The following is a 21,713-nucleotide window of genomic DNA, read 5'->3' on the forward strand; positions in this document are numbered from 1 at the left end:
AAGTCATACCGGGCCGGGCGACCGAGGAGTCCCCGGCTGGGGACGATCAAAAAGGTAACGGGGGGGGGGATAGTCGGTGCTCCTGCCCAGCTCCCACACGAATGAGCAGCGCGGCGACGATAGGACCGCCAGAGGGGCCGCGACAAGAGTGCTGTTCGCGTTCGGCGGCGGGTCGGTTGCTAGATCCGTGAGGTCTGTCGGTCCTTCGAACTCCCGGAGCAGTGAGTTCCGAACCTGTCGGACCTGCGTCCTCGGCGTAGCCATATGACGCGGTGGGCATGCGTCTACGGGCTACCGCTCTCCTGCATCCCTCACTGTCGACCCTCACTGCCACCGCAACATGTTCCACGGGCTGGCCGAAGCGCACCCAGATCGAGCCCTCCCAGGTGAACATGATCTGCGCCGCGGCTTTGATCTTGATTGGCTTGCCCTTCCACCATAACGGTTCGATGATGGACCCAGCACGGTCCGGAGTGTCCGTATGGATATCCCCAGGTCCAAGGCTTGCTGTGCGGATGACTCACCTGTCGAAGCCCGCCTTGTACTATGTCGCCAGCAGACGTCACGCGCGCCCTGCGCCTGCGGTGGCGCACAGCGGTCGGCGGTGGAGGGCTGTGTGGGACCAGAAGGCATTGACAGGACGATTTCCGAAGATCCATCGCCCGGCTGCCTGTTCTGTCGGCAGGACGACGCGCGACTGAATCGGATCTCGCACCGGAACGAGACCTGCTTTGCCCGACTGGACAATTTTCCAGCCGCGGAAGGGCACACTGAGGTCGTCCCGAAACGCCACGTCGAGTCGTTCTTCGATCTGACTAGCGAAGAGCTGCAGGACGCCTTCGCGCTGATCTTGGCGGTGCGCGCTGACCTGTCCCAACGGTTGCGGCCAGAGGGATGGACCATAGGTGTCAATGAGGGCCGTGCGGCGGGTCGCAGCGTCGACCACCTGCACATCCATGTCATACCCCGCCGATTCGGCGATGTGGAGGACCCTGCCGGTGGCATCCGGCAGATCCTGCCCAACTGTGACCCGGACGCCTGGCAGGCAGCTACAGACCGGGTGATGAACGAGTGCCACCGAGTGCTGAGCTGAGCCCTCTACTCGCTCATACGTGCAGGATGCCGTCGTCCCCCAGGAGCATGCATAGCGAGTTGATCTCGTGCCAAAGTTCATCGTTCTTGAGGGTGGCGAAACCGGACGTGGCGTCCACGCTGACGCAGCCGATGAATTCGCCCCGTCCGTTACGGATCGGGCTGGCGAAGACCGCGCCGCGGTGGCGCACCCGCTGGAAATCCGGCCAGGAGAGGTTCATGACGGCGTCAGCGCCCTCGGAGTCGACGTAGGCATTGTATTCGGTCGCTGTGGTGAGCTTCGCCGCGAGTAGTTCGACGTCAACCGACACCTCCTCGTTGCGCTTCCAGCACAGCCCGACGACGCCGACACCGCGACCGGGCTCGAAGACGCGGGTGGCGGGCGTGCTCCCTAGTCGGTAGGTGGCGATGCGGACCAGCCGGCGACGAGGGCGCCGCACCTCCCAGGTGATCCGCCATACGTGTAGCCCAAGGTCGGAAGGGGGTGGCTTGGGGTTTACGCGTGAGGCGATCGTGAGCAGCCGACCGAAGTGGTTGAGGATCTGATGGCGAACCGCGGTGCGACGAGCCATCTGGGAGCGCTCGGACCAGACCTGGGCGGGTGTGAGAGCGCCGAACGTCGCGATGACGGCCACCAGGATGGCGATGACGTAGCGGCGGCCACCGGGGATGCTGTTCCAGAACGGTGCCGATGGTACGGAGTACTGCTGCGCGACCATGACGCACGTCGCGGACAACAGGATCGCGCGGTCGACGATCTTTGCTGTGAAGGGCCGCATGCGACAAACGGTAGAACGCATTGACAAGCGGAAAGTTGGATCTCAATTAGTCACTGACGTAAATCGATGCTATGGTGGATGCTTCCGCTTCATCGGCCGGCACGGAGGTCGGCGTGACTGTCACGTCAGTGTGCAACGGTGCCGAACTGTGCGACGAGCTGCGTTCCTCTGAAGTCAGCACCTTTGCGACGACTTACCAGGGCGACCCACCCAGTCGTCAGATCGCATCGGTCCCGGGGTTCCGGCTCATCGCCGACATGTCTCCGCTGACGGTCGGCCATCTGCTGTTGCTGCCCGAGGACCACTATCTCAGCTTCGGGCATCTCGACGACGTGCAGTCCGACCATGCGCACGCCATCGTGAGGGTCCTGCGGCCAATCTACGTTGCGACCTTCGGCCAGATGGCCGTCCTGGAACACGGCTCGTCCTCGGAGCTGCCCTCGGCGTGCATCACCCACGCCCACTGGCATTTCCTTCCGGTCGACGGGGCTCGTGCCGCGCACCTGATGGCATGCGACGGGCTCGCAGGAATCGAGTTGTCGGACTTCACCGGGTTACGGCGGTTCGCGACGGCTGATCGGCCCTACTACTACTGCGGCGACGGCAGCATGCATATCGCGTTCGACGCAGAGCGCCGCATCCGTAGCCAGTATCTCCGCTCCGTGGTGGGAGCCATGCTCGGCATGGCTGACCCAGAATGGGACTGGTCGGTCGTGATCCGCAAGAACCTGCTTCGAGCGACGATGATCGCCACACAGGGCTGGCAGGCGCGGATCGTGAGCAGTTTGTCGGCTCCGCCCCTGCAGGGGTAGCCGAGCGTTGGCCGCGATGGCATACATTGATGCCACCCCAGCATCCGGCAGAGGGATTAGCTCGAATGCATCACGGCTTGGCGATCTCTGTAGACGGCCCGAGCTCCAGCGGCAAGACGAGCCTCGCCTACGCACTCGCATCCCGACTGCACGGCACCCACGTGCTCGACACCGGGCTGACCTATCGTGCCGTCGCCTATGCCGCGCTGCGGGACCCAGTCTTGACCGGCGGCGGCTCGTTGTTCGAGGTTCTGCATCACGAGGTGGCTGCACGGGGGGCGCGACCCGCCCTCCCCGCCGTCGTTTACCACGGGGAAGACATCACTGACGCCCTTTGGTCATCGGAAGTGGAACAACAGTTGCGCGTCATATCCGCCGACCCTGCGTGGCGACGGGACATCGCCACGCACCATCGAATGATCATAGATAGACATGAGCGCATGATCGCCGTCGGGCGTGACTGCGCCACGACCATCATGGCGAACGCCCACTGCCACGTGTTTCTCACCGCCAACGAGGCGATCCGCCGGCACCGCCGTCGGACTCAATACCAGGCGCTGCCCGGGCGCGCAGTGACCATCGGTCCGGCGACCAGGCTCGACGAAGTCACCCGCGAATACGTCAGCCGCCATCCGCGCGGCCTCCTTCTGGACACCACCTTCCTGCCGACATCCGCCACGGTGAGGGCCGTCCTTCACCATTTGGGAGACCAACGATGACCTCCGAAGCCACCTATTCCGACGAACCGACCCGCGTGGCGAAGCTGGTCGGGGCGTTCCTCGCCGGTCAGTCTGGCGCCGTTCTCGGTGACGATCACGGCCCGCACGTCACGCTGACAACGGGCGCCGACTCGAAGGACGACTGTGCGGTCTACGAGGTCGACGGCCCGGTCACCCTTGTCGTCGGATCTGACTACGTCCGCGGCCCCAAGTTCGCCCTCTATGAGCAGGGCCTACTGACGAACTTCGACATCGGCTACTATGTCGTGGCAGCCAACGTCAGTGACATTGCTGCGATGGGTGCCGCTCCGATCGGCGTCCTGACCGTCGTTCGCTACCCCAACGATCTCGATGACGATTCGTTCCTCGACATCATGGCGGGAATCAACCAGGCGTGCGCCGACTTCGGCACGTTGAACGTCGGCGGCGACATCGGCAACGCTGAGCGTATCGTGCTGTCCGCCTCGGCCATCGGCGTCTGCCGCACCGGCACCGCGTTGACGCGTCGTGGCGCCCGGCCCGGTGACTACCTGTGCGTCACCGGGCCGTGCGGAGTCTTGGGCGCTGCGGTCGCGTACTTCCCTAAGCGGAGTGCCCACGGTTGGCACTTGCCCGAGGCCCTGGAACAGGATCTGCTGGACGGCTGGCGTCGGCCGCTCGCTCGAGTGGCCGAAGGGCGGGTGCTGTCCACTGGCGGGTTCGCGACCGCCTGCCAGGACACCTCAGACGGTCTCAAGGCCACCATCGAGCAGCTCTCCGCCGCCAGCGGTGTCGGCTTCGACGTAGTCGAGGATGACATCGCAGTCCACCCGGCCGTCAGTGCAGTCGCTAAACTCATCGGCTCTGACGACATTACCCTCGCGATGAGCGCTTCCGCGGACTTTCACCTGGCCTTCACCGTTTCCGCTGATCGCCTGGACGCCTGCCGGGATGCATTCGCCGTCAAGGGCCTGACCTTCGATGTCATTGGCCGTGCCACCGCACCCGATTCGGGGGTGACCTTCATTGGTCGCGACGGTGCCCGCCACGCGCTGCCCGGAGTCGCCTGGAAGCATCAGACGACCGACGTCAGTGGCCTCGTTGCCGGCGTAACCGCTCCCACCACTGCGTCGTGACCGTCGCCGTCGCGACCTGGCCCGGCACTGCCCGGATCCGGCAGTCCTATGCTTCACTGGCCGAGCAATACGCCGCAATGACAGCTAGCTACAGCCGGTTTCCGGGGCTTCAGCAGGAACTGGAGGCGTTCCTCGCCACGCTGCCGGATGGGCCTGTCCTGGACTTGGGTTGTGGAGCCGGCCGGGACTCCCACCTGACGGCCGCGACCGGCAGAACGGCTGTCCTCGTGGACGTCACGATCGAACTGCTGACCGCTACGGCAGCGCGTCTCGCCACGCCCCACGCGGTGTGCGGTGACGCGATTGCCCTGCCGTTTCGAGACGTCTGCTTCGCTGGCATCATCGCCAGCGGTGTCCTGCTGCACCTACCGAAGCCCTACACCGCCGCGGCGCTTGCCGGCATTTACCGGACCCTGATGCCGGGGGGCCGGGCGCTGATCAGTATGAAACACGGAGGCCTCGACGGATGGCGCACCACGGAGGAGTTCCCCGCGCCCCGCTGGTTCACCTACTACGAGCCGGACGAGTTTGCCGTTGCCTGTCGTGCGGCTGGGCTGCGCGTCGTGCATCTGGATAAGAGCACGCGTAAGGACTGGTTCACCGCCACAACCGAGCGATCGCCGTCCGGGGGGTGTGGTTGAACGCCGCCGCATCTCAGCGAGACAGGCCGACGAAAGCGGCGAGCCGGGCGACGTTGGCTGCTGTCGAGGTAGCGTCGGGTGATTTCGGCGGGACGGTACGTGAGGCGGGCCTGCAGCGGACCGGGCGGCTGCTATTCGATCGGCGGTGCTGAGGCCTGCCCGGCCGCGGTGACCGCCGGTGGTGAGGTGGGCGCAGGTGGCGCCTACGGGGTGTTCGGTGGAGAGTCGGCGGTGGGGCCGTACTTGTGTGTGCGGGTCATTGACCGTATCTCGGTCAGCCAGGGTGGCGCCGCAGCGTACGGGTGACAGCGATGGACGTGGTGGGCACGCAGGTTGGCCGCCGCCGTTGGTGACGGCCCGGTCCGTGGCGAGCCAGGCGATGTTGGCCTCGCCGGGCGGACGAGCACCGAGACGGTGATCCGCTTGGCGTGCACGAGCATGTCGGGGGTCGGGGCTGTTGTGTGGTAGAGGGCGAGGGCGGCGCGGATCGCTCGACGCCGTCCGACCCCGGCCACGGTCGCCGGCATGGGCCGATGGGGAGGTCGAGCAGGCCGGTGAGGCCGAGCCGGAGCACCTTGGCGATCTCCTGGATTAGGGCATCGCGGCCGACGGCGTGAGCTCCGCGTTCGGCCTTGTCCACGCAGCTCTTGGACTTGCCGAGCCCTTCGGCGAGCATCTCTTGAGCCATCCTGCGGCGCACCGCCCAGCGAGCGAGCCGTCGGCCTAGGCACCTCGTCGGTGTCCTATAGACGCTGCCCAGTTACCGCTACTGCTTCACCGATTGGCGCATGGCCTCGTTGGACCCCTTCGCCGCGCAGACACAACGGTACCGCATCCGAAATGCGAGTAGCCCAAGTAGAAACACGGCCAGCCCACTGAACACAGTTCGCACGATCACGGAAGGCGCGAGGATTCAGGCTTTATAAGCTCTGGTCGCAATGCGACGGATGGCAGCGCGCGGAGCGCTGTCGGACCCGGACGCCACGATGCCGTCATGGCCTACGACGAGGACCTGGCGAACCGGGTGCGCGAACGCCTCGGGCGCGAGCCCGGCATCACCGAGCGGCGCATGTTCGGCGGCCTGGCGATGATGCTGCGCGGCAACATGGCGGTGGTCGTGCGCGGCGCGGGCGGCCTGATGGTCCGGGTCGACCCGGCCGAGGCCGGACGCGTGCTGGCCGAGCCCGGCGCCGAGGCGACGGTCATGCGGGGCCGGGAGATGCGGGGCTGGGTCACCGTGTCGCCCGATGCCTGCGAGCGCGACCCGGACCTGGCCCGCTGGGTCGACCGGGGCGTCCGATTCGCGCGCACCCTGCCGGCGAAGTAGCGCGACCGGGGGGAAATCCGGCTGCGCGCCCGGGCCCGTCCGGCCTAGGCTCCGCCTGCCGCCGACGACGGCGGCGGATCGGAGACGGGCGGATGGCGGTTCACCTCCACGCGGTCAGCCTCGACGCGGGCGACCCACGACGACTCGCGCGGTTCTGGTCCGGGGTGCTGGTCCGGGAGATCATCGACGACCCGCGCGAGGGCGTGGCGCTGGGCCCGGACGCCCACAGCGACTTCCGCATCCGCTTCCTGCCCAGCGATGCGCCGAAGACCGTGCAGAACCGGATCCACTTCGACGTGACCAGCGCGTCGCCGCAGGCCCAGCAGGAGACGGTCGACCGCGCGCTGGCGCTGGGCGGGCGGCACATCGACATCGGCCAGGGGCCGGACGACGACCAGGTGGTGCTCGCCGACCCGGAGGGCAACGAGTTCTGCGTCATCGGGGCGGGCAACACCTTCCTCGCCGGCTGCGGCCCGGTCGGCGCGGTGAACTGCGACGGTACGCGGGCCGCCGGCCTCTTCTGGAGCGAGGCGCTGGGCTGGCCGCTGGTCTGGGACCAGGACGAGGAGACCGCGATCCAGTCGCCGCGCGGTGGCGCGAAGGTCACCTGGAGCGGTCCGCCGCTGATGGACCGCGGCGACGGGGACCGCGTACACCTGGATCTGGTCGCGGACGGTGACCGGGACGCGGAGATCGACCGGCTGCTGGCGCTCGGCGCGACCCGGGCCGGTACGGGCCGGCACACCGCCGGCGACGTGGTGCTGGCCGACCCGGACGGCACCGAGTTCTGCCTGCTGACGGCCCGGTGACGCGGGTGCGGCCCCAGGGACCGCACCCGCGCCGTCCGGTCAGCGCAGCCGCAGGCTCGGCTCCAGCGTGACCTCGAACAGGCGGTCCCACGGCAGCTCGACCCGTACCGCCGTGACCCGGTCCAGCGTCGCGGTGAACGTCCTGCGTCCGCGTGTGCCGAGCACCAGCTCGTGCCCGGCGAAGTGGTCGGCGAAGTACCGCTCGGTCAGCGGCACCAGCCGGTCGCGTACCCAGCCGTCGAAGTAGCGCTTCTGCTCGGCGGTGAGCGCCAGCGGATCCCAGCCCTGCGCCCGGGCGTGCGCGTACGCCTCGACCTGCACCACGTTCTTCCACGGGTCGTCCTTGACGAACCGGTAGAGCAGGTACTCGGCGTGCGCCTGGGCCGGCCCGCGCAGCTCCGGCACGCCGAAGCCGCTGCCGGACGAACGCAGGTACGCCCACCGCGCGGTGCCGTGCGCGAGCGCCAGCCCGAGCGCGTTGCCGCCGGTGTTCCACCCCGAGTACGACAGCAGCGCGGGCAGCTCCAGACGGGCCTCCATCCGGGACACCAGGTCGTGGTCGCCCTTGTTGACGATCAGCGGGTCCACCACGATCACCGGGGTGCCGGCGGCCAGCAGCCCGCCGATGCGGCCGACGAACGCGTCCAGGTCCGCGGCCCGCTGCCCGGGCGTGGCCGACGGGGTGTTCACGGCGAGGACGACGTCCGCGTCGCCGGTCACCACCCGGCCGCCCACCGAGGTGACGTGCCGGCGGATGTTCTCCGCGAACGGGATGCCCTCCAACGCGGCGGTCCAGCCCTCGCCGGACACCCCGGCGTACTCCACCCGGTAGGTGGGCGCGACGCCGGCGGCGACGATCCGCGCGACGAGCAGCGCGTTGACCTCGTCGGCACCGGGGAAGATCTCCACCCGGTCGCCGACGCCGAGCCGCGCCACCAGCGCCTCCAGCTCGACCCGCTCGGCGCGCGCCAGGCCGACCGGCGCGGTGTCGTCCTCGGAGAGCACCAGGTGGCTGATCGTCCCGTCCGCCACCCACTCCACCATCAGCCGGTTGACCTGGTGGTTGCGTGCCCGCGCGGCCAGGTAGTCCTCGACCACGGCGTCCGGGATGCGCGCCCGCACGGCGTCGAGCTGGCCCCGCAGCGACTCCTGGCCCAGGTTGACCACCTGGTCGTACAGCTTGGCCCACTGGACCAGCAGGTCACGGTAGTTGTCCAGGTCCGTGCCGGTGCTGGTGATCGCGAGCCGCTGGATCGTGTCGTGCACCTCGATCACCGTGTCCGACCCGCGTGCACGCAGCCGCCGGATCGCCTCCAGGTTGCGCAACGCGTCGGCCAGGGCCGGTGCGGCGGTACGCGAGGCGATCAGCCCCCCGTACGCCAGCATGCTCACCGAGATCACGTACCCGTCGACGCGGTCGGTGCCGTCGAGCCAGCGGGCGATGCCGGCACCGTCACCGGGGGTGAAGAAACGGCCCAGCAGGTTCCGCGGCGGCAGCAGCACCTCGGCGCCGGCGCTCGCCGCGGTCATCTCCGCGCAGTACGTGTTGACCGGCTGGTCGTCCAACGGCACCAGCGCCACGCTCGGTCCCCGGCCGGCGGGCCGGGCGACGGCGGGGCCGCCGAGGGCCACGGTGGCCAGGCCGGCCGCGCCGGTGGCCGCAAGAAGCGTTCTTCTCTTCATCGATGCTCCCTCTTCTCCGGCGCGCTCGCCGCCCGGGGGGTGGCCGGTACCAGCCGGCGGGTGATCCACAGCGGTGAGGTGACGGCGTTGCCCGTCACCACCGCGTGTGCTCCCGCCTCGAAGGCCCGGCTGATCTGCTCCGTGGTGCGGTAGCGCCCCTCGGCGATCACCGGCACGGGCAGCAGCGCGGCGAGTCGCGCCACGAGCCCGAGGTCGGGCCCGTCGATCGGTGGGCCGGCCGGCGTGTAGCCGGACAGCGTGGTGGCGACCGCGTCCGCGCCGGCCTCGACGGCGGCGACGCCCTCGGCCACAGTGGCGACGTCGGCCAGGACCAGCGCGTCGCTCTGCTCGTGGACCGCGCGGACGGTGTCGGCGAAGGTCCGGCCGTCGGGCCGGGGACGGTCGGTGGCGTCCACCGCGACGACGTGCGACCCGGCCCGCGCCGCTTCGAGGGCGTGCCCGGCGGTCGGGGTGATGAACACGCCCTGCGTGCCGTGCTTGTACAGCCCGATCACCGGCACGTCGACGGCGGCGCGTACCGCCCGCACGTCGTCGGGGCCGTTGACCCGGACCGCCACCGCCCCGCCGCGTACCACGGCGGCCGCGACGCGGGCCTGGACGTACGGGTCGCGCATCGGGTCGTCCGGGTCGTCGGGCAGGGGCTGGCAGGACACGACCAGCCCGCCGGCGAGTTCGTCCAGGACACTCACGTGCTGGTTCCTCCGTCGTGGTGGATCGGTGTGGTGGCGAGCCGGGCGGCGCCGACCACCACCGCGTCGGCGCCCAGTGCCGCCGCAAGCAGCGGCACGTGTGCCCAGCCGCCGGGCAGCTCCGCCCGGTAGGCGGCAGTCGCGGCGGGCAGCAGGGTGGCGGCGGCGCCGCCGGCGACCAGGACCGCCGCCGGGTCGAGCAGGGCGACCAGCCCGGCCAGTGCCGCGCCGAGCGCGACACCGGCCCGGTCGACGACCTGCCGGGCGGTCGTGTCGCCGGCCGCCGCGCGTCGCGCCACCTCCCGGCCGGTGACCGGCTCACCGCCGGTGAGCGCGTACGCGGAGGCCAGGCCGGTGCCGGAGGCGATCGCCTCCAGGTGCCCGTACCGGCCGCATCCGCAGCGCAGCCGGTGCGCGCCCGGTACGGGCAGGTGCCCGAGCTGCCCGGCCGCGCCCCGGGCGCCGCCCTCGACCCGCCCGTCGCGGACGATCGCGCCGCCCAGCCCGGTGCCGACGGCGGCCAGCAGCACGTGCCCCCGGCCCTGTCCGGCGCCGGCCCAGCACTCGCCCAGCGCCGCCGCGCCGACGTCGTTCGTGACGCGTACCGGCCGGCCCAGCCGCGCGGCCAGCTCGTCGGCCACCGGGGTGCCGGCCCATCCGGGCAGGCTGTCGGTCGCGTACCGGATGGTGCCGGTCGCCGGGTCGACGGTGCCCGCCGTACCCACCCCGACCGGCCCGGGGCCGGCGGCGGGGAGCAGGTCGGCGGCCAGGCCGGCGGCGGTGTCCAGCACCGCGGCCGGCCCGCCGCGCGCGGGGGTGGGCGCCTCGCGGCGGCCGAGCACCCGCGCACCGGCATCGACCAGGGCGGCGGCGGTCTTGGTGCCGCCGATGTCGATCCCGACGGCCGGCGCGGTCATCCCTTCAGACCGGTGTGCGCGAGGCCCTCGACGAACTGCTTCTGCGCGATGACGAACACCGCCAGCACCGGCAGCGCCGTCATCGACGCCGCCGCGAGCTGGACGTCCCACATCGGACCGCCGTACGCGTCGACGAACTGGGTGAGCGCCTGCGGCAGGGTGAACTTGTCCGGCGAGGAGAGGAACACGATCGGTTCCAGGTACAGGTTCCAGCTGTGCAGGAACGTGAAGATGGCCACCGCGCCGAGCGCGGGCCGGGACAGCGGCAGCGCGATCTTCCAGAACGTGGCGAAGCGTCCCAGCCCGTCGACCCGGGCCGCCTCCTCCAGCTCCCCGGGGAGACTGATGAAGAACTGCCGCATGATGAACGTCGCCAGCACGCTCGGCGCCCCGAAGATCGGCACCAGGATCAGCGGCCAGTGGGTGTTGATCAGGTCGAGCTTGAAGAACATCTGGAACAGCGGCACGATCGTCACCTCGCTCGGGATGAGCAGGCCCGCGAGGACGACCAGGAACAGCACGTTCTGCCCCCGGAACCGGATCCGCGCGAACGCGTACCCGGCCAGCGACGCCACGGCGAGCGTGCCGACGGTGACCAGCAGCGCGATGTAGAGGCTGTTGAGGTACTGCTGCCCGAACGGCTGCAGCTCGAACACCCGCTGGTACGCGTCCAGCCGCGGATCGGTCGGCAGCAGTTGCGGCGGGAAGGAGAAGATGTCCGCCACCGGCTTCAGCGACGAGGTGACCATCCACCAGGTGGGGAACACGAACGGAACGGCCAGGACCATCAGCACCCCGTAGAGCACCAGCTTGGTCCGCCGGGACAGGTCACGATTCATGGAAGACCCACCTCTTGCGCATCTGCCACTGCAGCACGGTCAGCGCGAGCACGATGACGAACAGCAGGATCGACAGCGTGGCGCCGTAGCCGAAGTGATGGAACTGGAAGGCCTGCTGGTAGAGGTAGTAGACGAGCACCGTGGTGGAGGTGCCCGGCCCGCCCTGGGTCAGCACCGCGATCTGCGCGAACACCTGCAGCGAGCCGACCACCGTGATGATCGACGTGAGCATGATCGTCGGACTGATCAGGGGCACGGTGATCCGCCAGAACTGGCGCATCCGGCTCGCGCCGTCCACCTCGGCGGCCTCGTACAGCTCGGCCGGCACGCCCTGGAGGGCGGCCAGGAACAGCACCATGTTCAGGCCGACGTTCTTGAACACCTGCACGACGATCACCGACAGCATCGCCGTGCCCTCGCCGCGCAGCCAGTTGGGGCCGTCGACGCCGAGCGTGTCGAGCAGGCCGTTGACGCCGCCGTTGTCCTGCAGCAGGAAGCCCCAGACGATGGTCCACGCGACCAGCGAGACCACCACGGGCGAGAAGAACATGGTGCGGAACACGATGGTCCCGCGCAGCTTCTGGTTGAGCAGGACGGCCAGCAGCAACGCCAGGCCGAGGTTGAGCACGACCAGGCCGACCGAGAACAGGCCGGTCGACCGCAGCACCGGGCCCAGGTTGGGGTCGTCGGCCAGCGCGGCGTAGTTGTCGGTGCCGATGTAGTCGAAGCTGCCGGCCAGCACGTTCCACTCGTGCAGGCTGTACCAGACCACGAGGACCAGCGGCAGGATCACGAAGACCACGCTGCCGAGCAACTGCGGGGTGATGAACAGGTATCCGGTGAGCTGGTCCCGGCGGCGGGTGGTCCAGAACGGCCGGGCCCGGCCCGGGGCGGGCCCGGCAGCAGCCGGGCCCACCCTGGTGTCCGTCTGGGTCATGATCCTCGGCCCTACTTCGCCAGCAGCGGCTGGATCTTGGAGCAGACGCCGTCGAGGACGGCCTTGACGTCCGCGTCCGCCTTCCACAGCGGGTCGAACGCGGCGCGCACCTGCTGGCTCAGCTCGGCCTGCCCGGCATGGCTGGGCTTGACCACACCGTTGGTGATGCCGTCGATGACGACCTTCTGGAGCTGCTCCGGCTTGAGCTTCGGGTTCGTCTTCGCCAGCGTGTCGGCGGTCAGCTGGGACTGCCGCGGCGGCGGGAAGAACTGGGCGAGCTTCGCCGAGTTGGCCGGGTTGGTGAAGAAGGCCAGGAAGTCGGCCGCCTGCTCGGCGTGCGGGCTCTTCTTCATCACGCCGATGCCGGCCTGGCCGACCACCGCGTACGGGCCCTTCGGGCCGGCCGGCAGCGGGACCAGGTCCCAGTCGAAGCCGTTCTCCTTCAGCAGCGAGGCGCGGGAGATCTGGGTGACGGTCATGGCCGCGTCACCGGCGAAGAAGTCGGCGGTCGTGCCCGGCCCGGGCAGCGCCTTGCCGGTGAAGATCGCCTTGTGCAGCGTGGTCATCGCCTCGACCATCTCCGGGCTGTTGAACCCGCAGCTACGGCCGTCCTCGCTCCACGCCTGGGCGCCCCAGCCGGTCCAGAACGTGGCCAGGTTGTCCCAGCCCTTGTAGTCGAAGTCGCGGACCACGAGCCCGGCCTTGCCCGACTTCGCCGCTGTGGCGCCGGCCGCGGCGAGCGCGGTGTCCCAGTTCCACTGCCCGGCCGCGATCAGCTCGGCCGGGGTCTTCTGCCCGGCCTTCTTGAGCATGTCGTTGTTGACGAACACGCCGAACGGCGAGGTCGAGAACGGGTACGCGAAGAGCTTCCCGTCGTTGCGCCAAAGCTTCAGCGTGGCGGGGGACAGGTCGTCGTACTGGTAGCCGTCGGCCTTCTTCAGCGTGTCGTCGAGCGGGCGCAGCGCGCCGGAGGCGACGAAGTCCGGAGCCGAGTTCTCGAAGATCCACGCGAGGTCCGGCGCGTTGCCGCCGGCGATCTGCGTGGTCAGGGTCGTGGTGTAGTTCTCGAACGGCAGCGGATCGAACTTGATCTCCGCGACGTCCGGGTTGTTCTTGCGGTACTCGTCGGCGATCTCGTTGAACAGCTTCAGGTGCGCCTCGTTCGCCGACCAGACGGTCATCCGCAGGCTGGCCGGGCCGTCGTCCTTGGCCTCGCCGCCACCACCGCAGGCGGTCAGGGCCAGCACACCGGTCATGGTCGCCGCGACCAGGCCGGACAGTCTTCCGTATCTCACTTTCTTCTCCTCACCGGGGGTTCAGTAGCCCGCGATCTGCGGCCAGCGGCATTCCACGCCGGCGGCCGAGATGCGGTCCGTGAATTCGGCCAGCAGGCGGGGGGTGCCGCGGACCGCGCGCGGGGACTCGCCCCGCGCAAGGCAGAAGTCGGCCAGCAGGCCGGCGACCTCACCGACGTTCCACTCGACCGGGTGCAGCCGGTAGCTGCCGTTGGTGATGTGCGTGGTGCCGATGTTCTTGCCGGCCGGCAGCAGGTTCTCCATCCGCTGCGGGATGAGCGCGCCGAGCGGGATCTCGAACGGGCAGGAGCCGACGTCGATGTAGTTGTCGCCGCCGGTCGACGGGTGCAGGTCGATGCGGTACATGCCGACGCCGACGGAGTCGGGGTAGCTCACCGCGCCGTGCTCGCCGCGTACCGCCAGGGAGAGGTCCTGCTCGACCACCGTGTACTCGGCGCGGATGCGGCGCGACTCCCGGATGTAGGGCGCCTGTGCCAGCCCGTCGGGGCTGCCGGTCACGTCGCCGCGCAGCCGCAGCCCGGGGAAGCCGGTGCCGCCGTCGGGGCGGGGCGCCTCGGTCTGGAGCCAGTACAGGACGGAGTACGACAGCTCGCGCGCCTGGGACAGGTGCCAGGACGCGTTCGGCACGTCGATGACCGGGCCCTCGAAGTAGTCGATCATCGGCCAGTTCACCAGTGTGATGTCGCTGCCGTACGCGCCGTCGACGAAGTTGCGCCGCGCCGCGATGCGCCGGAACGTCCACAGGTTGCCGTCACCCGGGTTGAGCCGCTGGTCGGCGTTGACGCCCAGCGGGTCGTCGTCCGGGTTCGGCGTGAAGCTGCGCTCGACGATCTCCAGCGTGCGCGGGTGCGGCGACCGCCAGGACAGCAGCCGGTCGCCCCAGAAGTCCGGCTTGTAGTCGCGCCAGAAGTCGTATCCGGCGGGACGGTCGATGGTGTGGTCGCCGTCGACGTGGTCCAGCGCGAAGCAGACGGACACCGCCTGCATGTTCAGCGGCTGCGCCTCGGCGGGCGCGCTCGGCTCGCCGGTCTGCGCCTGCGACTCGAACCCGGTCACGTACTCGGTGCCGGTCAGCGGCAGCAGCTCGCCGGTCTCGGTGGCGTCCAGGACGTACGGCGCCTCCACCTCGATCCGCTCGTCACGGTCCCGGTGGGCGAGCGTGACGCCGGTGACCCGGTCGCCGTCGGTCTCGGCCGCGACCGGCCGGTACGGCTGGAGCACCGTCAGCCGCCCGGACCCCCGGTACGGCGCGAGCATCTGCTCCAGGACGGCGACCGCGACCCGGGGCTCGTGGCAGAGCCGGCTCACCCAGCCGGCGCCCGGGTTCAGGTCGGTCCACGCCCGGGACCGCTCGGTCAGCGGGTAGTGGCGGCGGTAGTAGTCGCGGATGCCGTCGCGCAACTCCCGGTAGCTCGCGGTGGCGCCGAACTGCTCGATCCAGGAGTGCTCGTCCGGCGGGACCGCCTGGCTGGTGAGCTGCCCGCCGAGCCAGTCGAACTCCTCGGTCAGGATGACGGACCGCCCGGCACGGGCCGCGGCCAGCGCCGCGGCGACACCGCCCAGTCCGCCCCCGACGACGAGGACGTCCGCACGCATTAGTACCACTTGCTTCCTTCCAGTTGCGCGGCCGGGCGTGTCAGCGCCGGTCGGCCGCCGTTCCAGGGACGCCGAGGGTGTCGCCCTCGACGAGTTCGCAGGGCAGGAGCCGTTGCTGGAGGCCGGCGGCGCTGCCGTCGATGACGCCGGTCAGCACCTCGACGGCCTGGCGGCCCATCTCCTCGCGCGGGATGCGGAACCCGGTGAACGTGATGTCGGTGGGCACCGGGACGGTCGGGTCGCCGAGGGTGACGACGGACAGGCCACCGGGCACCGTCAGCCCCCTGCGGCGGGCGGCCGACTCCAGCGCCACGGCGGTGGCGAAGTCCTCCACGAAGACGACGGTGCTGCCGTCGGCCCGCAGGTCGTCCACAGTGGCGCCGGCGGTCTCCGCCGTCGCGGTGATCTGGCGGGCGCTCTCCGCGCCGGCCGCGCCGGCGTGGAAACCACTGCGCCGGTCGTGCGAGGACTCGGCCGCGGTGCCCATGCCCACGTACGTCAGGCGCCGGTGCCCCAGGTCAAGTGCCCGCTCGGCCAGCCGGTGGACCGCGCTGGCGTAGTCGGCGCCGACGTAGGGCACCGGTCCGCCGGCGTCGTCACGGCGGCCGACGGCGACGTAGGGGAACCCGTCGCGGTTGAGCCGGAGCAGCTCCGCGCCGTCGATCTCCCGGCCGAGCAGGATGCATCCGTCGGCCAGGCGCAGCCGGTTGTCCTGGTGGAAGATGCGCCGCCGGCCGTCCACCACCGGGGCGCTGGTGAACAGCAGCAGGTCGCAGCCGACCCGTTCGGCGTACTCCTCGATGCCGAGCAGGAACGGGTGGAAGAAGTCGCGGCTGCCGCTGGGGAAGGCCGGCTCGTAGGTGAAGACGCCGATGATCCGGTTGAACCCGGAGGCGAGGCGGCGGGCGGCCGGGTCGGCGGCGTACCCCGTCTCGGCGATGACCTGCAACACCCGGTCCCGTGTCTCCGGCGCGATCCGGACGTCGGCGTCGGTGCGGTTGTTGAGCACCAGCGACACGGTCGCCTGGCTGACGCCGGCCATGCGCGCGATGTCACGCTGGGTGACACGCCTGGGGGGTGGGGTCACGTCGGTCCTTCCACTGCCGCTAATGCGTATTAGCGATCGGGTCGGGATGGAGCCTCGCTGCTGTCCGGGCTCGCTGTCAAGGGGTGGCCGGAAGATTTCCGTTCGATGAACTCCCTGGAGTAATGCGCATTAGTAAACGGACTCGCCGTCCTCCGGGAGTCGTTCGAGCGAGGTCTTGACAAGAGCTGACCGGGCGAGCGACAGTAGGCGAACCTCGGCGCTAATGCGCATTAGCGCGTCATCGTCCGCTCGTGCGGATGAGCGATGACGCCTGTTTTCTTACCGAGAGTGATGACGCGTGCCGGGCCGTGCCCGCCGCGGCCCCGACGAGGCGAGGCGCTACCGTTCCGACAGGACGGTCGTGGCGCCGTCCGCCGGGGGAGGGGACAACGTGGGCACCACTGTCGCTCGTCATCTCGCGGGAGCCACGGCGGCGTGGCTCGTCGTCGTCGCGGAGGCGGTCGTCGGCTACCTCGGGCTGCTGGCGTACGCGCTGGTCACCGGCGCCGACCCGGGCGGCCCGCTGGCCGGACCGCTGCTGGTGCTGATCGCGGCGTTGCTCGGCGTGGCCGCGCTGCCGCTGCTGTTCGCGCCGGCGGTCGCGCTCGGTGAGGCCGCGGGCCGGCGGCGGACCGGTCCGGCGCTCGCGTTCGCCGGGCTCGTCGCGGTCGTGCTGGCCGCCGGGTACGCCGCCGCGGCGGCGGTCGCCACGGACGTGCCCGGCACCCGGGTGCCGCTCGTGGCCGGGATCGCCGCGCTGCTGGTCCTCCCGCCGACGGCGGCGTACGCGCTCACCGCCGGCGGTGTGGGACGGACGGCCCGGATGATCCGGCGCCGGGCGGCCGCGGCTCGTGCGGTGCGCGCCGAGGCGGGCTGACCTACACCTGGATGTCGAAGCGCTGCAGCACCGATGGGGCGACCAGCCCCACCGCGGCCAGCACGGACAGGATCGTCATCGCGGTGCGCAGTACCACCGTCTCGGCCTTGCTGCCGGTACGCAGAGCGATCTTGTTGGGCAGTCCGACCATCGTCCACATCCGCCGTTTGATCGGGATGGGCCAGAGGATCGGCACCCCGGCCCGGGTGATCATGTCGCCGAGGATGTGCACGAAACAGCCCACGCCGACCGCGAGCCCGATCATCGGATAGCCCCGGTCGCCGGGCAGGTTGGCGAACGTGAACCAGGCCGCGGCGGCGGACACCAGCGTGACCACCACCCAGCCGGCGCGCTCGGCCCACTTGTCGAAGAGCCCGCGCAGCGCCAGGCCGATCATGAAGAAGAGGATGCCGACCACCGCCCACTTGCCGTAGTGGGCGCACAGCGCGGTGGTGCCCCAGCCGACGAGCACCGTGAACGGGATGGTGTGGGTCAGGGTGCGGTGCCCGTTGTTGCGGCGCGGATCCTTGCTGAGCTTGGTGGCGTAGTAGACCCCGAGCGAGATCTTCTCCATCACCTCGGCGACGAAGAGGCTGACCACACCGAACGTGCGAGCCACGGTGGCGCCGCCCTGGTTGCGGGTGACCTTCCCGGACAGGTCCAGGTCGGGGAAGAGCGCCCCACCGGCGCAGACCGCGGTGCCCACCGCCAGCGCCAGCGGTGTCTGGTGGTAGTCCGCGAACTGGGCCATCGCCCAGGAGCCGGTCAGCCACACCGCCGCGCCCGAGAGCGCGTGGGACGGTCCCATCATCTCGGCTCGCCCTTCCCGAAGATCTTGATCCACAAAACTACGCCACTGTAGTCAGCCCGTGCGACAGCGGGGCATCAGCCGGACGGTCCACTGGGGAGCGGGTGCCGCGGGGGCCGCCTCAGCCTGCCGTACGGGTGGGCTTGACCGTGCCGAGGCTCGCGCGGATGACGGCGAACTGCTTCGAGGCGGCGGGCCAGTCCGCGTCGGACGTCGTCCAGCCGAGCGTCCAGCCGGCCCGTTCGCCGGGCAGGACGCGCATCGCGTGCATCCGTTCCCCGTACGGTGCGGTCCAGAGGCACTCCCACGCCGCGCCCGGGCCGTCGGACTCCAGCCGGACCCGCTGGTACCCCGGCAGCCGGCCGGCCGAGGTCAGATCCCGCTCGGACGACTTCAGCCGGCCCACCGGATCACCGCCCGGGTACGGCTCGACGCCCAGGATGCGCCGCGTCGCCGGGTCCTGGAAGCAGGTGGTGTCGCCGGAGCGCAGTTGCAGCCAGCCGGCGGGCAGGGCGATGCGGAAGCCGCCGGTGTCGGCGGGCCAGACCCAGCCGGCCGGAACGGTCACCCGCGGGTCGTCCGGGGGCGGCCCCTTGCGGACCGGCGTGCCGGCCACGTCGGGCCGGACGCAGGGGAACGGCGGCGGTGGCGCGCCCGGCCCGGGCGGGCGGTCCCAGGGACGGGCGACGGCCTCGGTCGGACCGCCCGCCTGCGGCGTCTCGTCGCGGTCGCCGGTGATCGCCAGCGCGGTGCCCACACCCGTCGCCACGGCCAGCAGCACGGCGCCCAGCACGAGCCCCCAGCGGTGCAGCGGGTTCGCGTCACCCGAGGTCAGCGGGGGGTCGGCGGGGCGGGGAACCCCGGCGGGCCGGGGCGGGGCGGGATGCACCGCGCCGCTGTCGACCGGCCCGCTGTGGGCGACCGGGGGAGGCTTGGCGACCGGCGCGGCGCCGGGGCCGACGATGTGCACCGGACTGAGGGCGTCGGCGCGGGGCGCCGACTCGGGGCCGGCCGGGCTGCCCGGGTCGACGAAGCTGGTGAGGACCGTCGGACCGAGGCTGACCGGACCCGGGCGGGCCGGCCCGCTCCGGGGCGGCGGCGGGGTCGCGTCCGAGGCGCCCTGCTCCGGCTCAGCCGTGCGGCCTCGCTCCGGGTCACCGGCCCGTAATCGATCCGGTGGCGCCGCCCGGCCCACCGCGGGCGAGCGGCCGGCCGCACCCGAGCCGCCGACCCCGGCCGACCCACCGGCCGCGGTCGGGCCGCCGACCACAGTGGGACCGCCACCCGCAGTCGGGCCGCCGGCCGCGGTCGAGCCGCCGATGACACCCGAGCCGGCGACCGCACCGGAGCCGTCGTCCGCATCCGTGCGGCGGTTCGCCTCCGGCCGGCCGGCCGGGGACGAGGGACCGCCCGCGTCCGCCCGCCCGGCCGCCCCCGAACGGTCGACCGGGGACGACGGGCTCCCCGCGTCCGCGTGGGCGGCCGGGACGGCGCGGCCGGACGTACCGGAAGGGCCGGGGACGCCGGTCGCGTCCCCGGATGGTGGCGCGCGGTCGCCCTCGGCGGGCGGGGCCCATTCGCTGCGCTTCGCCGCCCGGCTCCACGCGCGGGCGGCGGCGGCCGGCGGCATCAGGTCCGGGTAGATACCGCCCGGAGCCGCCGGGTTCCCCGGTAACCCCGGCTCGTCACCCGCCGGAACGTCGGTGTCGCGTCCGCCGGCCGGCCGGTCGGACGACCCGGCGGTGGCGCGGCCCGCGGAGCCGGCGGCCTCCGCGTCGGCCTCCGACACCGCGGCGACGCCGAGCAGGCGGGCCGTCTCGCGGTGCCCGAGGCGGGTACGCGGATCGCGCCGCAGCAGCCCGGACAGCACCGGCGTCAGCGGGCCGGCGTGCGGGGCCGGATCGGGCGGCCGGGTGGCGAGCGCGGCGAGCGTGGCCATCGCGGTGCTGCGGGCGTACGGCGAGCGGCCCTCCACGGCGGCGTGCAGCGTGGCGCCCAGCGACCACATGTCCGCCTCGACGCTCGACACGCCCTCGGCGGCCCGCTCCGGGGCCACGTACTGGGGGGAGCCGAGGACCAGCCCGGGCCGGGTCATCGCGCCGTCGCCGCCTTCGAACACGGCCAGCCCGAAGTCGGTGAGCAGCACCCGTCCGTCCCGGGCCAGCAGCACGTTCGCGGGCTTCACGTCCCGGTGCAGCACCCCGGCGTCGTGTGCGGCGCGCAGCGCGGCGAGCACCGACAGGCCGATCTCGGCGGCCCGTCCGGGCGGCAGCGGACCGTCGCTCTCGATGATCTCCTGAAGCGAGCGGGACGGGACGTACTCCATGATCAGCCAGGGTTCGCCCTGGACCCGGACCACGTCGTAGACCCGCACCACGTTGGGGTGGTTGAGGCGCGCGGACGTGCGCGCCTCGCGCAGCGTACGGGCGCGCAGCTCGTCCCGCTCGTTCTCGGCGAGCCAGTTCGGCGGCACGACCTGCTTCACCGCGACCTCGCGCTGCAGCTCCTCGTCGCGCGCCCGCCAGACCTGGCCCATCCCGCCGCGGCCGACCAGTTCGAGCAGGCGGTACCGCCCCGCGATCACTACCTCCCGCACCGCACTCCTCACCGCTGGTCAGTGGTCCACAATAGCCAACGGATCGGACGGTACCTATCGCCTGTCAGCGCGTCATAGCCCTAACTTGCGGTGCCGGCGAGCAGGTTCCCCGCCGGGACGGCGATCGGGGACCGGTCGCCGGCCAGCAGGGCGGTGGCCCGGCGGGCCTGGAACGCGTCGTGGTCGCGGCGGGCGGTGGCGTAGGCGGCGGCGGTCCGGGCGGCGATCGCCGACCAGGTGTAGCGCCGGCTGACCATGCTGCGCGCCCTGCGGGCCACCCGCCGGGCGAAGACCTCGTCGCCGAGCAGCCGGTCGACGGCACCGGCCAGCGCGTCCGGGTCGCCGTGCGGGAACGTCACGCCGGTGACGCCGGGCTCGACGATCTCGGCCAGCCCGCCGGTGCGCGCCACCGCGAGCGGCGCGCCGGCGGCCGCCGCCTCCAGCGCGATCATGCCGAACGGCTCGTAGAGGCTGGGGATCACCGTGGCGTCGGTGGCGGCGAGCACCGCGGGCAACTGGGTGGCGTCCATGAAACCGGCGAACCGGACCGTGTCCCCCAGGTGCAGCCGCCGCGCCTGGTCGACCAGCTCGTCCTTGTACGGCCCGTCGCCGGCGATCACCACCCGCAGGCGGGGATGCCGCTTCGCCAGGTGCGGCACGGCGTGCACCAGGTGCTGCACACCCTTCTCGTAGACCAGCCGTCCGGCGTACCCGATGAGCGGCCCGCCCGCGGCGAAGCGCGCCCGGGCGGAGGCGACCGCGTGCGGCCGCGCCCGCCAGGCCCGGTCGTCGACACCGTTGGCGACCACGTCGACGCGCCCGGACGGTACGCCGAACAGCCGGGCCACCTGGTCGCGCATGTACCCGGAGCAGGCGATCACCCGGCCGGAGGCGTTGCTCAGCCAGTGCTCGACGCCGTGGATCGTCCGGTTCATCTCCTCGGGCAGCCAGCCCTGGTGCCGGCCCGCCTCGGTGGCGTGGATGGTGGTCACCAGCGGCACGTCGAGGTGCTCGCGCAGTGTCATGGCGGTGTGCGCGACGAGCCAGTCGTGG

Annotated in this window: 20 protein-coding genes; 8 read left to right on the forward strand and 12 right to left on the reverse strand. The window is 71.4% G+C overall.

The features are described 5' to 3' along the window. Positions 1-616 precede the first annotated feature (616 nt). Entirely contained in the window at positions 617-1,093 is a 477-nt protein-coding gene (locus V6U82_RS30825) for an HIT family protein (RefSeq protein WP_334467475.1), read from the forward strand. 13 nt (positions 1,094-1,106) lie between these two features. Here V6U82_RS30825 and V6U82_RS30830 read toward each other — a convergent pair whose 3' ends face one another. After that, positions 1,107-1,871 carry a hypothetical protein gene (locus V6U82_RS30830; RefSeq protein WP_334467476.1) on the reverse strand — a complete coding sequence of 255 codons (765 nt, stop codon included), beginning with the start codon at positions 1,869-1,871 and terminating at the stop codon, positions 1,107-1,109. Positions 1,872-1,984: 113 nt separating this feature from the next. On the opposite strand from V6U82_RS30830, the gene V6U82_RS30835 reads away from it, so the two are divergent. The 6 genes from V6U82_RS30835 (at position 1,985) to V6U82_RS30860 (ending at position 7,294) form a co-directional block, all read left to right on the forward strand. Next, positions 1,985-2,683: a hypothetical protein gene (locus V6U82_RS30835; protein ID WP_334467477.1), complete on the forward strand. Its 699-nt coding sequence runs from the start codon at positions 1,985-1,987 to the stop codon at positions 2,681-2,683. 65 nt (positions 2,684-2,748) lie between these two features. Then, a complete protein-coding gene (locus V6U82_RS30840; RefSeq protein ID WP_334467478.1) occupies positions 2,749-3,402 on the forward strand; it encodes a (d)CMP kinase in 654 nt (217 codons plus the stop codon). Continuing rightward, complete coding sequence (gene thiL / locus V6U82_RS30845) at positions 3,399-4,517, forward strand: thiamine-phosphate kinase (RefSeq protein WP_334467480.1); 1,119 nt, start codon at positions 3,399-3,401, stop codon at positions 4,515-4,517. The genes V6U82_RS30840 and thiL overlap by 4 nt, the downstream gene beginning before the upstream one ends. After that, positions 4,514-5,158 carry a class I SAM-dependent methyltransferase gene (locus tag V6U82_RS30850; protein WP_334467481.1) on the forward strand — a complete coding sequence of 215 codons (645 nt, stop codon included), beginning with the start codon at positions 4,514-4,516 and terminating at the stop codon, positions 5,156-5,158. Before thiL ends, V6U82_RS30850 begins: the two co-directional genes overlap by 4 nt. A 994-nt stretch (positions 5,159-6,152) precedes the next feature. Further along, positions 6,153-6,485, forward strand: coding sequence for a TfoX/Sxy family protein (locus V6U82_RS30855; protein WP_334467482.1), 333 nt, complete (start codon positions 6,153-6,155; stop codon positions 6,483-6,485). A gap of 92 nt (positions 6,486-6,577) precedes the next feature. Further along, complete coding sequence (locus tag V6U82_RS30860) at positions 6,578-7,294, forward strand: VOC family protein (protein WP_334467483.1); 717 nt, start codon at positions 6,578-6,580, stop codon at positions 7,292-7,294. Positions 7,295-7,333: 39 nt separating this feature from the next. Here the strand turns inward: V6U82_RS30860 and V6U82_RS30865 are convergent, their stop codons facing one another. Genes V6U82_RS30865 through V6U82_RS30900 form a run of 8 tightly spaced genes read right to left on the reverse strand, consistent with a single transcriptional unit; the run spans position 7,334 to position 16,379 of the window. Beyond that, on the reverse strand, positions 7,334-8,977 hold the full coding sequence (locus V6U82_RS30865; RefSeq protein ID WP_334467485.1) for a DUF4127 family protein: 1,644 nt from the start codon (positions 8,975-8,977) through the stop codon (positions 7,334-7,336). Then, positions 8,974-9,687: an N-acetylmannosamine-6-phosphate 2-epimerase gene (locus V6U82_RS30870; RefSeq protein ID WP_302907923.1), complete on the reverse strand. Its 714-nt coding sequence runs from the start codon at positions 9,685-9,687 to the stop codon at positions 8,974-8,976. The genes V6U82_RS30865 and V6U82_RS30870 overlap by 4 nt, the downstream gene beginning before the upstream one ends. After that, a complete protein-coding gene (locus tag V6U82_RS30875) occupies positions 9,684-10,604 on the reverse strand; it encodes an ROK family protein (RefSeq protein ID WP_334467489.1) in 921 nt (306 codons plus the stop codon). Before V6U82_RS30875 ends, V6U82_RS30870 begins: the two co-directional genes overlap by 4 nt. Continuing rightward, entirely contained in the window at positions 10,601-11,443 is an 843-nt protein-coding gene (locus V6U82_RS30880; RefSeq protein WP_128138133.1) for a carbohydrate ABC transporter permease, read from the reverse strand. The genes V6U82_RS30875 and V6U82_RS30880 overlap by 4 nt, the downstream gene beginning before the upstream one ends. Beyond that, positions 11,433-12,380, reverse strand: coding sequence for a carbohydrate ABC transporter permease (locus tag V6U82_RS30885; protein ID WP_334467491.1), 948 nt, complete (start codon positions 12,378-12,380; stop codon positions 11,433-11,435). Before V6U82_RS30885 ends, V6U82_RS30880 begins: the two co-directional genes overlap by 11 nt. A gap of 11 nt (positions 12,381-12,391) precedes the next feature. After that, complete coding sequence (locus V6U82_RS30890; protein WP_334467492.1) at positions 12,392-13,675, reverse strand: ABC transporter substrate-binding protein; 1,284 nt, start codon at positions 13,673-13,675, stop codon at positions 12,392-12,394. A 21-nt stretch (positions 13,676-13,696) separates the two neighbouring features. Continuing rightward, positions 13,697-15,292 carry an FAD-dependent oxidoreductase gene (locus V6U82_RS30895; protein WP_128138130.1) on the reverse strand — a complete coding sequence of 532 codons (1,596 nt, stop codon included), beginning with the start codon at positions 15,290-15,292 and terminating at the stop codon, positions 13,697-13,699. Positions 15,293-15,332: 40 nt separating this feature from the next. Further along, positions 15,333-16,379, reverse strand: a complete 1,047-nt coding sequence (locus tag V6U82_RS30900; protein ID WP_128138129.1) for a LacI family DNA-binding transcriptional regulator — start codon at positions 16,377-16,379, stop codon at positions 15,333-15,335. Positions 16,380-16,770: 391 nt separating this feature from the next. Between V6U82_RS30900 and V6U82_RS30905 the strand changes: the two genes are divergently transcribed. Then, on the forward strand, positions 16,771-17,256 hold the full coding sequence (locus V6U82_RS30905; RefSeq protein ID WP_334467494.1) for a hypothetical protein: 486 nt from the start codon (positions 16,771-16,773) through the stop codon (positions 17,254-17,256). A 1-nt stretch (position 17,257) separates the two neighbouring features. Here V6U82_RS30905 and V6U82_RS30910 read toward each other — a convergent pair whose 3' ends face one another. The 3 genes from V6U82_RS30910 to V6U82_RS30920 form a co-directional block, all read right to left on the reverse strand. After that, entirely contained in the window at positions 17,258-18,067 is an 810-nt protein-coding gene (locus V6U82_RS30910) for a metal-dependent hydrolase (protein ID WP_091427497.1), read from the reverse strand. 118 nt (positions 18,068-18,185) lie between these two features. Beyond that, positions 18,186-20,660 (reverse strand): serine/threonine-protein kinase, encoded by a 2,475-nt coding sequence (locus tag V6U82_RS30915; RefSeq protein ID WP_334467497.1) that lies wholly within the window; start codon positions 20,658-20,660, stop codon positions 18,186-18,188. Positions 20,661-20,740: 80 nt separating this feature from the next. Next, a partial coding sequence (locus V6U82_RS30920; protein ID WP_334467499.1) for a glycosyltransferase family 4 protein occupies positions 20,741-21,713 on the reverse strand: 973 nt, incomplete at its 5' end.

Source organism: Micromonospora sp. CPCC 205554 (assembly GCF_036902745.1).
GTDB lineage: Bacteria > Actinomycetota > Actinomycetes > Mycobacteriales > Micromonosporaceae > Micromonospora > Micromonospora tulbaghiae.

Excerpts from the sequence above, each read along its gene's own strand:
- V6U82_RS30865 (WP_334467485.1), bottom strand. The coding sequence starts at position 8,977 with ATGAAGAGAAGAACGCTTCTTGCGGCCACCGGCGCGGCCGGCCTGGCC.
- V6U82_RS30895 (WP_128138130.1), bottom strand. The coding sequence starts at position 15,292 with ATGCGTGCGGACGTCCTCGTCGTCGGGGGCGGACTGGGCGGTGTCGCC.
- V6U82_RS30855 (WP_334467482.1), top strand. The coding sequence starts at position 6,153 with ATGGCCTACGACGAGGACCTGGCGAACCGGGTGCGCGAACGCCTCGGG.
- thiL (WP_334467480.1), top strand. The coding sequence starts at position 3,399 with ATGACCTCCGAAGCCACCTATTCCGACGAACCGACCCGCGTGGCGAAG.
- V6U82_RS30840 (WP_334467478.1), top strand. The coding sequence starts at position 2,749 with ATGCATCACGGCTTGGCGATCTCTGTAGACGGCCCGAGCTCCAGCGGC.
- V6U82_RS30910 (WP_091427497.1), bottom strand. The coding sequence starts at position 18,067 with ATGATGGGACCGTCCCACGCGCTCTCGGGCGCGGCGGTGTGGCTGACC.
- V6U82_RS30875 (WP_334467489.1), bottom strand. The coding sequence starts at position 10,604 with ATGACCGCGCCGGCCGTCGGGATCGACATCGGCGGCACCAAGACCGCC.
- V6U82_RS30860 (WP_334467483.1), top strand. The coding sequence starts at position 6,578 with ATGGCGGTTCACCTCCACGCGGTCAGCCTCGACGCGGGCGACCCACGA.
- V6U82_RS30885 (WP_334467491.1), bottom strand. The coding sequence starts at position 12,380 with ATGACCCAGACGGACACCAGGGTGGGCCCGGCTGCTGCCGGGCCCGCC.
- V6U82_RS30830 (WP_334467476.1), bottom strand. The coding sequence starts at position 1,871 with ATGCGGCCCTTCACAGCAAAGATCGTCGACCGCGCGATCCTGTTGTCC.
- V6U82_RS30880 (WP_128138133.1), bottom strand. The coding sequence starts at position 11,443 with ATGAATCGTGACCTGTCCCGGCGGACCAAGCTGGTGCTCTACGGGGTG.